This window comes from Methylobacterium sp. WL103, assembly GCF_008039885.1.
Classification (GTDB): Bacteria; Pseudomonadota; Alphaproteobacteria; order Rhizobiales; family Beijerinckiaceae; genus Methylobacterium; species Methylobacterium cerastii.
The window spans coordinates 1-11,595 of sequence record NZ_VRUX01000083.1; the positions used below are offsets into that span (position 1 = coordinate 1).

An 11,595-nucleotide genomic window follows, 5' to 3' on the forward strand; every position below is an offset into this window, starting at 1 on the left:
ACGCAAGCGCAGGCTCAGCGCGCCGCCCGGCGGGACGACGAGGCGGTGACGGCCGGCGCATTTCGTGCCGGACCGGTCGGGGTTGACCGCATCCGCTTCGCCTTCGACCACGTGGCGGCCGATCGCATCCTTCGGGTAGCCGGCCGTCAGAGCGCCGAACAGGCGGTGGGCGTTGGTCTCGTTCTCGCAGAACAGCCATTCCGGCGCGCCGTCGGCGTGGAGCCGCATCGGCGGCATCGCGTGGTGGATGGCGAGCACGGTGCCGTCGGCGGCGAGCCGCAGGTCGGGACGCGGACCGTTCGCCCACGACCAGGTGTTGCGGGCGTAGAGCTGCGGCAGCAGCGTCAGCGTCGCCGCGTCAGGCCCGCGGTTCATCGCGGTGACGCGCATCAGCACGTCGTGCGGGCCGGCCTTGGCGTATTCGATGGTGACGTCGCAGTAGCGGCCCTCGTCGAACAGTCCGGTGTCGACGAGTTCGAACTCGCGGTCGTCGAGGCCGCGGCGGGCGTTCTCCTCGGTCAGGCGCGAATACGGGAACTCCCCGTGCGGATACTTGTACAGCATCCGCATGTACGCGTGCGTCGGCACGCCGTCGAGGTAATAGTACAGTTCCTTGACGTCCTCGCCGTGGTTGCCCTGGGCGTTGGTCAGGCCGAACAGGCGTTCCTTGAGGATCGGGTCGCGGCCGTTCCACAGGGCGAGCGACAGGCACCAGTTGAGGTCCTTGTCGGCAAAGCCCCCGATGCCGTCCTCGCCCCAGCGGTAGGCGCGCGAGCGGGCGTGGTCGTGGGGCAGGTAGTCCCAGGCCTCGCCGTCGGCGCTGTAATCCTCGCGTACCGTGCCCCACTGCCGGTCGCTGAGATACGGCCCCCACAGGCGCCAGGCCGGGTCGGCGCGGGTCTCGGCGAGGCGGCGCCCCTCCACGGTGTCGAAGATGCGCGGCGGTCGGTGGGTGTGGGGCACGTCCGGGATCGCCTCCGTTCGGGCGCGTCGGGGACGGGGCGCCGACGCCGCGCGCGAGGCCGACCGGTCCCATGGGCGGCGCGATCGTGCAAGGGCGGGTTGAATAAGGCAGATGCCGGGGGCTGGTCACGCCGCGCGCGCTGGTCCACACCGCCATCCTGATCGGCCGCCTGATGGAGCATCCCGGTTTGGACAAGGCTTCCCTCGCCCCGCACGCCCACCAGGTCCTCCAGGACGCGACGCTGCCGGAATGGCCGAACCATTATCGCGGCAAGGTGCGCGACAACTACGACCTCCCGGACGGGCGCCGCATCCTGATCAGCAGCGACCGGATCAGCGCCTTCGACCGGGCGCTCGCCGCGATCCCCTTCAAGGGGCAGGTGCTGACGCAGACCGCGCGCTACTGGTTCGAGGCCACCGCCGACCTCTGCCCCAATCACGTCCTCGCCTACCCGGACCCGAACGTGCTCGTGGGGCGTCGCCTCGACATCCTGCCGGTGGAGATCGTGGTGCGCGGCTACCTCGCCGGCAGCACCGCGACCTCGATCCTGACCCAGTACAAGGCCGGCGCGCGCGCGATGTACGGCCACACCCTGCCGGACGGGATGCGCCCGAACGAGCGGCTGCCGCAGGCGATCATCACGCCCACCACCAAGGCCGCCGACGGCGCCCACGACGCGCCGCTGACCGCCGACGCGATCCTCGACCAGGGGTTGCTGACGGCCGAGCAGTGGCGCACCGTGTCTGAGACGGCGCTCGCGCTGTTCGCCCGCGGCCAGCAGCTTTCAGCGCAGCGCGGGTTGATCCTGGCCGACACCAAGTACGAGTTCGGCACCGATTCCGACGGCCGCATCGTGCTTGCCGACGAGATCCACACGCCCGACAGCAGCCGCTACTGGTTCGCCAAGACCTATCCCGAGCGCTTCGCCGCCGGCGCCGCCCCGGAGAGCTTCGACAAGGACTTCGTCCGCAACTGGGTGGTCGCGCGCTGCGACCCCTACACCGATCCGATCCCCGAGATCCCGGCCGAGATCGTGCTGGAGACGGCGGCCGTCTACATCAACGCCTTCGAGACCATCACCGGGCGGACGTTCACTCTTCCCGATCCCGCCGAGGTGCCACTCGAGCGCATCCGCCGGAACCTGAAGGCGTATCTTTCTTAACCGCTCGGGTCGAGACCAAGATCAGATGGTCTCCGCCGCCCGCGAAGGTAATCGGATACTAGGCTCTGGAAAAACCGGCGTTCAAATCCTCCCCGTCATCCCGGGGCGCCGGAGGCGCGCGGGATCCAGAACCGCAGGTCGTGTTCCAGTCTGCTTCGTCGGCGGCTCTGGATCCCGGGCTCTGCTGCGCAGCCCCGGGGTGACGGCGTGGAACGAATACAGGGGCGATCCCTTCGCAGGCGTCGCGGGAGGACAACAGCGTTGCTCGCGACGGGCGAGCGCAAAGTAAGCTTCCATCACGCCGGAACGACGTTTGGCCCCGTCAGGCCCCGGCTGCGAAGTGCGTTGCGGCAATCGACGACGATCACGCCGCTGTCGCAGATCGCCGCGTAATCGATCGCGTCGTGATCGGTGACGATGAGGACGGCGTGGAACGCCGACAACGTCTCGGCCGTGAGTGCCGTGGAGGTCGCGCCCTTCAAGGCCTTGTAGGCGCGGGTGGTCGGAACCGCCGGCACGAAGGGGTCGTGGTAGTCGACCTGCGCGCCGCGGGCCTGCAGCATCGTCCAGAGCTTGAGCGCGGGGCTCTCGCGGATGTCGGAGATGTTCTTCTTGTAGGCCAAGCCCACGATCAGGATGCGGCTGCCGGACAGGCCGCGGCCGGCATGCGCGTCGAGGGCGCGGACGAGCTTGTCGAGCACGAAGCCCGGCATCTGCTGGTTGATCTCGCCGGCGAGCTCGATGAACCGGGTCGCAATGCCGAACTCGCGCGCCTTCCACGTCAGGTAGAACGGATCGATCGGGATGCAGTGGCCGCCGAGGCCGGGTCCGGGATAGAACGGCGTGAAGCCGAAGGGTTTTGTCTTGGCCGCCTCGATCACCTCCCAGACGTCGATGCCCATCGCGTCGAAGATCACCTTCAGCTCGTTGACCAGTGCGATGTTGACGGCGCGGAAGATGTTCTCCGTCAGCTTCGTCGCCTCCGCCGTCGCGGTGGACGACACCATCACCGTCCGGGCGACGAAGCGCGCGTAGAGCGCCTCGGCGAGCCGCGCCGCGTCCGGCCCGTCGCCGCCGACGATCTTGGGGATCGTCGCGGTGCTGAAGGAGGCGTTGCCGGGGTCCTCGCGCTCCGGCGAGAAGGCGAGGTAGAAATCCGTTCCGCTGCGATGGCCGGTGAGCGCTTCGAGCAGGGGGCGCACGACCTGATCGGTGGTACCCGGCCAGGTCGTGGATTCGAGCACGACGAGCTGCCCCGGCCGCAGCCGCCTGGCGATCTCCTGGGTGGTCGTGCGGATGAACGACAGGTCCGGTTCGCGCTGCAGGGTCAGCGGGGTCGGTACGCAGATCAGGATGGCGTCCACCGCCGCCAAGCCGTCGAAGTCGGCGGTGGCGCGGAAGCGGCCGGACCTCACAGCCGCCGCCACCGCGTCGGCCGGGATGTGCTCGAGGTAGGTCTCGCCGCGCATCAACGTCGTCGGCTTGTCGGCATCGATGTCGAACCCGACCACGTCGAACCCGGCCCCCGCGGCCGCGAGGCAGAGCGGCAGGCCGACATACCCTAAGCCGATCACCCCAAGGGTCGCGGCGCCGCCCGCGAAACGCGCGACCGCCTCCTCGACCGAGAGGCGGGGGCCGGCGGGTCGGGCTTCGCTCATCGAAGGGTGTCCATTGCCTGTCCCCGTGGACGGACCGGGCACAGAAGCCCGGATGCCGGATCCGATGCGTGTCTTACCCGCTCCACGTCCTCAGGCCAGTGCGGGGGCATCGGTGCGGAAGGTTTTCCAGGCCGATCGTGTCCGGTGCAGATGAAGGTCTTGACCGGTCAAGACGGCTATGGGTTATGGCCGTCGTTCGAGAGTAGAGGCGGTCATGGCGGAAGATCACACCATCACGAAGGCACTTGCGGAGATCAGCCAGCGCCGCGATCTCCTTCAGGCCGAATACGAGCGGATCGGCACCGAGCTGGCGAAGCTGCAGATGGCCGAGGGCGCGCTGCGCTCGATCGTCGAGAACACGCCCCTGGACGCCGTCTCCGTCGCCGACGGCCCGGCCCGCAGAAACGCCGACCGCGCCGCCTCGAGCGGACAGCCCTCGACCCGCGGCCCGCGCGGGCCCCGGGCGAACTCCGCCAAGGGCCGCCTGCGGGCGCTGCTCGAAAGCGCCGGCCCGCAGGGGCTTTCCACCGCGCAGGTGGCCCAGCGCCTGCCCGACGTCGCGCCGGCCACGCTGAACGCCTACCTCAGCACCATGGCCTCCAGCGGCGAGGCCATCCGCCGGGGCGACTTCATCAGCATCGCCAAGGCCGCGCCCTCCGAGGCCGATCCCGAATCCGATTCCGAGGACGGTGACGAGGACGCCGCACCGGCCGACGACGCGGACGTCGAGGCCGACGAGGCGCCGGAGGCGCACTGAACGGCTGGCGCTGCCGCACGGCGCCCTGCGGGCCAGGCTCTGCAGGCGGTCGTCGAACGCTGAAAAGGTTCGTCAGAACGCGTTCGCGATCGATCGCTACGAAAGGAACGCCGGTTTCGTCGTCTGCGCCGAGGGTAATATCGGCGTCGCGATGAAGCCCTGGTCGCCGCCGGATCAGATCGTTCAGGCGGAAGTCTCCGCCGCCGGCAGGGCGATCGCGACGCGTAGGCCCGGTGCGTTGTCGGCCAGGGTCAGGCGGCCCTGGTGTAGCCGGACGACCGCGGCGACGAGGCTCAGGCCCAGTCCGAAGCCGGGCGCCGAGCGGGCGTCCTCCAGGCGCACGAAGCGGTCGAGGACGCGTCCGCGCTCGGCCTCCGGGATGCCGGGTCCGCAGTCGGCCACCGTCACCACGATCTCGGAGCCGGCCCGCTCGGCCGTCACCGCGATCGTGCCGTCGCCGCCGGAGGCGGTTCCCGCGCCGTACTTGATGGCGTTGTCGACGAGGTTGGCGAGCGCCTGACCCGCGAGCTCGCGGTTGCCGTCGATGATCAGGCCGTCCGGCGCCGAGACGGTGAGGTGCAGGCCGCGCTCCTCGGCCAGCGCCTCGTAGAGTTCGCCGATCGCCCGCACCACCGGCCCGAGGTCGACGGGCGCCATCATCTCGCGGGTGTTGCCGGCCTCCAGGCGCGCGATCATCAGCAAGGCGTTGAAGACCCGGATCAGACCGTCGCTGTCCTCGATCACGCCGTCGAGGGCGGCGCGCAGGGTGTCCGGCGAGCGCTCGCCGCGGAGCGCCTCGTCGGCGCGGTTGCGCAGCCGGGTCAGCGGCGTCTTGAGGTCGTGGGCGATGTTGTCGGAGACCTCGCGCAGGCCGCGCATCAGCTCGCCGATCCGCTCCAGCATCAGGTTGAGGTTCTGGGCGAGGCGATCGAGCTCGTCGCCGTTGCCCGCTACCGGGAGGCGCCGGCCGAGATCGCCCGCCATGATGGTGCCTGCGGTCTCGGTCATGGCATCGACCCGCTTCAGCACGCGGCTGGCGACCACCCACCCGCCGATCACCCCGAGCAGGACCACGACGGCGAGCGAGGTGCCGAGGGTGCTGGCGATGACCCCGCGCAGGCGGTCGCGCTCCTCCACGTCGCGCCCGACGAGCAGGCGAAAGCCCCCCGGCAGGGTGAAGATCCGCACGATCGCCCGGTGGGTCTCGCGCCCCTGCGTCTCGCGGCTGCGGCCGTAGGTGGTCTCGGCCTGTCCCGGCGTCGCCAGCACGCTCGCGGGCAGGTCGCCGACGTTGCCGACCACGTGGTCGCCGTTGGCCGTGGTCACGAGGTAGAGCGAAGCGCCCGGCTCGGCCGCGCGCCGCTCGACAGCCCCGATCAGCCGGCGTAGCCCGCCGCCGTTGTACTGCTCGGCGAGCCCGTTGATCTCGGCGTCGATCGTCGAGACGATCTGGTCGTCGAGCACCCGTCGCGCGCTCCAGGCGATGGTGCCGAGCGCGACTCCGGCGCAGGCCGCGAACACAACGAGGTAGGCGATCGACAGCTTGAACGCCGTCGTCCGGAACAGTTTCTGGATGCGCGTGAGGGGGCCGTCCGGCGCCGGGGCGTGCGGCGTCACGGGGATGGGATTCGCGACGGCCAAGGGACGGCCGTCGTCACGACGCCCGCGCCTCGTCGGCGCGCAGGATGTAGCCGGCGCCGCGGATCGTGTGGATCATCGGCGTGGCGGAGCCCTTGTCGAGCTTGGCCCTGAGGCGCGAGACGTGGACGTCGATGACGTTGGTCTGCGGATCGAAGTGGTAGTCCCAGACGTGCTCCAGCAGCATCGTCCGGGTCACCACCTGGCCGGCATGGCGCATCAGGTATTCGAGCAGCCGGAACTCGCGCGGCTGCAGCGCCACGTCCTGGCCGGCCCGGGTCACGCGGTGGGACAGCCTGTCGAGCTCGAGGTCGCCGACGCGGTAGGCGGTGGCCTCGGCGCTCGCGCCCGAGGCGCCGCCGCGGCGGGCGAGCACCTCGATGCGGGCGAGCAGCTCGGAGAACGCGTAGGGCTTGGGCAGGTAGTCGTCGCCGCCGGCGCGCAGGCCCTTCACCCGGTCGTCGACCTGCCCGAGCGCGGACAGGATCAGCACCGGCGTCGTCACCGCCTGCTCGCGCAGCGACCGGATCAGCGAGAGCCCGTCGAGCTTCGGCAGCATGCGATCGACGATCAGCACGTCGTAGGCGCCGTCGCAGGCGAGGCCGTAGCCGTCGAGGCCGTCGGTCGCGTGGTCGGCGACGTGGCCGGCCTCCCGGAACGCCTTGACGAGGTAGGAGACCGCCTCGCGATCGTCCTCGATGATCAGGAGCCGCATGGGTTCGGTCCATAGCGCGGACCGGGACGGGGCGGAATGGGTCTGGACGGTCACGATCCGGCTGTCCTCCTCCGATCGGTCGCCCGCATCCTGGAACCGCCCGGATGACCGGAGCATCGCGAAAAGATGACGGTTCGGACAGGTTCGCCGGTTCCGCGCGGCAGCCATGCGGGCGGGCGGGGATCGGATCGTGGGCCTTCGGCTTGTCCTGCCCCGCCGAGCGCATCGGATTTCACGGACAGCCCGCATGAACGACATCTCACGCCGCACCCTGATCGCCGCCGGCCTGTCGGTCGCCGTGCTGGAGGCGCGGGACCGCGTCGGCGGTCGTACGGTGACGACGACGTTGCGCGGTCACGCGATCGACCTCGGAGCGCATTGGCTTCATGCCGGGCCGATCAACCCCCTCGTGCAGCTGGGCTTCGCCCGCGACGAGCCCCTCCGCCGCGCCGCGCAGGAGGGACACGTCTGGGTCGGACGCCGCCCGGGACGTCCGTCGGAGGTCGCCGCCTCGGCCCGGTCCTTCGACCGCGCCGACCGGGCGATGCATGCGGGCGCCGCCGAGGACGGCCCGGACCGCTCCGCGGCGAGCGCCCTGCCCTGCAGCCTCGGCCCCTGGGGCGCCCGCGTCGCCCTGGTCCACGGGCTGGTCTCCGGCCGGCCGCTGAAGGAGGTCTCGCTGCACGACTTCCCCAGCATGGAATACGGCGACAACTTCTTCATCGCCGGCGGCTTCGGCGGCTACCTCGCCCGCCTCGCGCAAGAGCTGCCGATCGCGCTGAACTGTCCGGTGACGCGGATCGACTGGTCGGGCGTCGGCGTCCGCATCGCCACCGCCGACGGCCGGCGCCTGAAGGCCCGCGCCGTGGTCGTGACGGTGCCGATGATGGTGCTGCGCGACGCCGTCGCCTTCTCTCCGGCCCTGCCCGCGCCGACCCGCGCGGCGATCGACGGGTTCCGCGCCGGCATCTACGAGCACGCGGTGCTGCACTGGCCGTCGAGCCCGTTCCGCGGTCGGGACCGCCTCGCGAGCCTCGTCGGCGGCCGACTCAGCCCGCCGGGCCTGCTCACGCGGATCGACGACACGCCGTTCCACTACTTCGAGCTCGACGCGGTCGGCGCCGCCGAGATCGACGCGGCCGGCACCGGGGAGGACGGGCTGCGCCGCCGCGTGCGCGCGACGCTGGCCGACCATTTCGGAGCGCGCCGCCTGCACGACCTGTCGATCCCAGCGGTCAGCGAATGGCGCCACGATCCGTGGTCGCGCGGCTCCTGGGCCTCGGTGCCGCCCGGCCATGCGGGTGCACGCCGCGTGCTCCATGAGGCGGTCGGCGGGACGATCTGGTTTGCCGGCGAGGCGCTGTCGCGCGAGCAATGGGGCACCGCCGGCGGCGCCTACGAAGAGGGCGTGCGCGCCGCCGTCGCCGTCGCCGAGCGTATCCGGATGGGCACAGCCGCCTGACGGGATGCGGCGGCGGCGCCGGATCGTCTTGCGGTCGGGCCCGAAACGCGATGCATCAGGCGGCGTGCGATCGCGACGCGGAATGGGGCCGTCTGATGAACTGGGTCGAGGGCATCGGCTATCTCGGGACGGCGCTGACCATCTCGGCCTCGGCGATGAGTACGATGATCCCCCTCAGGATCATCTCGCTGGTCGCGAGCGCCGCGGTCATCACCTACGGGCTGCTGATCGGCAGCATGCCGGTGGTGCTGACGGAGGCGATCCAGATCCCGTTCAACGCCTGGCGGCTCTGGCAGATGGTCCGGCTCGTGCGCGACGTGGAGACGGCCGCCGAGGGCGACCTCTCCCTCGACTGGCTCAAGCCCTACGGCACCGAGCGCGCCTTCGCGGCCGGCGCCGCGCTCTTCGCCATGGGCGAGGAGGCGACGACGATGTACTACGTCGAGGCCGGCTGCTTCCGCATACCGGAATACGAAATCGAGGTGCGGGCCGGCGGCATCGTGGGCGAGCTCGGCCTGCTCTCGCCGGGCAACCGGCGCACGGCTTCGCTGATCTGCACGGAGGCTGGCCGGGCGCTGGAGGTGCCCTATTCCGCGGTCAAGCAGCTCTACTACCAGAACCCGGAATTCGGTTTCAGCTTCCTCAAGCTCACGAGCGAGCGGCTGTTCCAGAGCGCGAACGCGCCAGTCTCAGTGGGCGGCGACATAGTCTGAGCTGCACGCCCTGCTTGGACAATCGAACCCGGATCAGCCGCCAAGGCGGTCGCGCAGGCGCGCGAAAAAGCCCATCGCCTCCGGTGGCGGGGGGGCCGACCAGTCGGGCACCGCCCCCTCCCGCAGATGCCAGTCGCGGGACTCGAATCGGTCGCCAGCATCCCCGATCAGGCCGAGGCCGACGCAGGGGCGGTCGGTCCCGTCGCCGACGCGCCCCGCAGCCCAGACTCGCTGCCACCGGTTGCGGATGGTGAGGTCTGCGTCGCACCAGCCGAGCCGTTCGCGGCCCATGACGGCGAAGACGCGCTCGGGCAACGCGTGCGCCGGTATACGGACCCAGGCCGAGAACACGTAGGGTTTGGCCGGGTCGAACCGGGTCGTGTCGAGGAGCTTGGTGAAGGCGCTGAGGCCCCGCTCCCGGTGCCGTCCCTTGTGCCGCGCCGTCCCGTGCGGAAGCCGCATCGCGTCGGCCGAGGGCGCGGTGGCGAGCGCGGCCGGCGCCACGCCGGCATGGGCGGCGTAGGCCGCGTCGCACAGCGCGACCCAAGATTCGAGCTCGACGTCCCAGGCCTGCTCGCCGGGGGCGAACCGCCGGACGCTTCCTTCGAGCACAAGGTCGCCGGTGCGCCGGAGCGGCTCGGTCGCCGAGCCCGGGGCGGCTTCCCTCACCCGCAGCAGGGTCGAGGGGCCGTGGCGCCAGACCGCCTCGGCCAGGCGCTGGAAGTCGGCGTCGGTCTGTCCCGCGTCGGCCTTTCGCACGAGGATCTTCTCGCCGGTGGCAAGGTCGGCGAGCATCCTCGCCTTAAGATGCGCGACCCGGCCGTACTCGCGTTCGAGCAGCGCGTCGTGGTCGGTGCCCGCGACGGCCCGCTGCGTGTTCGACCAGATGTTGTAGGTCCGGCTCCGGCAATAGTAGACGCCGGTCGCGGTCGGAGCCAGCACGAGGTCCGAGGGCGCGCCGTAGCGCTCGAAGCGGGTTTCCAGCGCATCGATCAGGTCGTCGAGCGGCGTGTAGGAGAAGCGGAGCAGGCCCGAGGGCTCGGCGCCGCAATAGCGCTGTACAAAGCCGAACTCGCAATTGCCGCCGAGGCTGCGGAACGCAGCCATGCGCGCGGCGAGACCCGGAACCGTGGCCTTCTGCGTCGCGACGCCCGCCATGCCGATGCCCGCCCCGCGCGCCTCAGAGCATACTGGGCAGGATCCGGTCCGGCGGGCGGTGACCGTCCATGAAGGTCTTGATGTTGATGATCACCTTCTCGCCCATGTCGATCCGGCTCTCGAACGTCGCCGAGCCCATGTGCGGCAGCAGCACGACCTTGCCGGACTTGGCGAGCTTGACCAGGCGCGGGCTCACCGCCGGCTCCTGCTCGAACACATCGAGGCCGGCCGCAGAGATCTCGCCGGCCTCGATCAGGCGGGCGAGCGCGTTCTCGTCGATCACCTCGCCGCGGGCCGTGTTCACGACGATCGCCTCGGGCTTCATCAGCTTGAGGCGGCGGGCCGAGAGCAGGTGGTAGGTCGCGGGCGTGTGCGGGCAGTTGACCGACACGATGTCGACGCGGGCCAGCATCTGGTCGAGTGATTCCCAGTAGGTCGCCTCCAGCCCGGCCTCGATCGCGGCCGGCACCCGGCGGCGGTTGTGATAGTGGATCTGCAGCCCGAACGCCTTGGCGCGGCGCGCGAGCGCCTGGCCGATCCGGCCCATGCCGACGATGCCGAGGCGCTTGCCGGTGATGCGGCGCCCGAGCATCCAGGTCGGCGACCAGCCCGTGGTCCAGTCGTCGTCGGGAATGATGCGCGCGCCCTCGGGCACGCGCCGCGCCACGGCCAGGATCAGCGCCATGGTCATGTCGGCGGTGTCCTCGGTGAGGACGCCGGGGGTGTTGGTGACGGTGATGCCGCGCTCCAAGGCTGCCGACACGTCGATGTGATCGACGCCGTTGCCGAAGTTGGCGATCAGCCGGAGGTTCGGCCCGGCTTGGGCGAGGAGGCCCGCATCGATCTTGTCGGTGACAGTGGGAACGAGCACGTCGGCCTCGCGCATCGCGGCGGCGATCTGCTCGGGCGCGAGCGGGGCGTCGTCGTGGTTCAGCCGCGCATCGAACAGCTCGCGCATCCGCGTCTCGACCGCGTCCGGCAGGCGTCGCGTCACGACGACGAGCGGCTTGCGCTTCAACGACATCATCTCTCCCATCACCGGGTTCGGGCAGGCCCGACACGAACGCCTCGCGCGGCGTCGGCGCATCGTGGACCGGCCGCGTCCCCGGTTTCAAGCTCCGTTAACCGAGCTCCGCCAGACAGGTGCGGACGGCTTCCGGCCTCTCTATCAGAGGCAGGCCGGAACACAATCGGAAGTGCCGCGCCGGCATCGCCGCGCGGTGCGGGCGTTCCTTCGTCGTGCGCAGATCAGGAGATGGACGATGCGGCTGGCTCGGCTCTTCTTCGCGGGCGCCGCCCTCCTGGCGTCGGCCGCCCTCACGCTTCCCCTGGCCACCAGGTCGGCGCTGGCCGCGCCCGCCGCGGGCG

Annotated in this window: 10 protein-coding genes and 1 pseudogene; 5 read left to right on the forward strand and 6 right to left on the reverse strand. The window is 70.9% G+C overall.

The window, feature by feature from the left end; translation table 11 throughout:
* Window positions 1–963 (reverse strand): annotated as a pseudogene (locus FV222_RS07935) (glucosidase); the annotation flags it as partial.
* A gap of 188 nt (window positions 964–1,151) precedes the next feature.
* Here FV222_RS07935 and FV222_RS07940 point away from each other — a divergent pair.
* A complete protein-coding gene (locus FV222_RS07940; protein ID WP_187277258.1) occupies window positions 1,152–2,126 on the forward strand; it encodes a phosphoribosylaminoimidazolesuccinocarboxamide synthase in 975 nt (324 codons plus the stop codon).
* Between the two features lie 296 nt (window positions 2,127–2,422).
* Here FV222_RS07940 and FV222_RS07945 read toward each other — a convergent pair whose 3' ends face one another.
* Window positions 2,423–3,784, reverse strand: a complete 1,362-nt coding sequence (locus FV222_RS07945) for a nucleotide sugar dehydrogenase (RefSeq protein ID WP_147763847.1) — start codon at window positions 3,782–3,784, stop codon at window positions 2,423–2,425.
* 214 nt (window positions 3,785–3,998) lie between these two features.
* Between FV222_RS07945 and FV222_RS07950 the strand changes: the two genes are divergently transcribed.
* Window positions 3,999–4,541 (forward strand): hypothetical protein, encoded by a 543-nt coding sequence (locus tag FV222_RS07950; RefSeq protein ID WP_147763848.1) that lies wholly within the window; start codon window positions 3,999–4,001, stop codon window positions 4,539–4,541.
* Between the two features lie 183 nt (window positions 4,542–4,724).
* Here the strand turns inward: FV222_RS07950 and FV222_RS07955 are convergent, their stop codons facing one another.
* Both FV222_RS07955 and FV222_RS07960 read right to left on the reverse strand, forming a co-directional pair.
* A complete protein-coding gene (locus tag FV222_RS07955) occupies window positions 4,725–6,158 on the reverse strand; it encodes a HAMP domain-containing sensor histidine kinase (RefSeq protein ID WP_147763849.1) in 1,434 nt (477 codons plus the stop codon).
* Window positions 6,159–6,195: 37 nt separating this feature from the next.
* Entirely contained in the window at window positions 6,196–6,894 is a 699-nt protein-coding gene (locus FV222_RS07960; protein ID WP_147753479.1) for a response regulator transcription factor, read from the reverse strand.
* Window positions 6,895–7,141: 247 nt separating this feature from the next.
* Here FV222_RS07960 and FV222_RS07965 point away from each other — a divergent pair, with 247 nt between their 5' ends.
* Both FV222_RS07965 and FV222_RS07970 read left to right on the forward strand, forming a co-directional pair.
* Window positions 7,142–8,356 (forward strand): NAD(P)/FAD-dependent oxidoreductase, encoded by a 1,215-nt coding sequence (locus FV222_RS07965; protein WP_246685373.1) that lies wholly within the window; start codon window positions 7,142–7,144, stop codon window positions 8,354–8,356.
* 95 nt (window positions 8,357–8,451) lie between these two features.
* Window positions 8,452–9,069, forward strand: coding sequence for a cyclic nucleotide-binding domain-containing protein (locus FV222_RS07970; RefSeq protein ID WP_147761599.1), 618 nt, complete (start codon window positions 8,452–8,454; stop codon window positions 9,067–9,069).
* A 33-nt stretch (window positions 9,070–9,102) separates the two neighbouring features.
* Here FV222_RS07970 and FV222_RS07975 read toward each other — a convergent pair whose 3' ends face one another.
* Both FV222_RS07975 and FV222_RS07980 read right to left on the reverse strand, forming a co-directional pair.
* Window positions 9,103–10,227 (reverse strand): hypothetical protein, encoded by a 1,125-nt coding sequence (locus FV222_RS07975; RefSeq protein WP_147813764.1) that lies wholly within the window; start codon window positions 10,225–10,227, stop codon window positions 9,103–9,105.
* Between the two features lie 22 nt (window positions 10,228–10,249).
* Window positions 10,250–11,254, reverse strand: coding sequence for a D-glycerate dehydrogenase (locus FV222_RS07980; RefSeq protein WP_147751787.1), 1,005 nt, complete (start codon window positions 11,252–11,254; stop codon window positions 10,250–10,252).
* On the opposite strand from FV222_RS07980, the gene FV222_RS30620 reads away from it, so the two are divergent.
* The coding region (locus FV222_RS30620) for a hypothetical protein (protein WP_210248466.1) at window positions 11,235–11,595 on the forward strand (361 nt) is incomplete at its 3' end. The genes FV222_RS07980 and FV222_RS30620 overlap by 20 nt on opposite strands.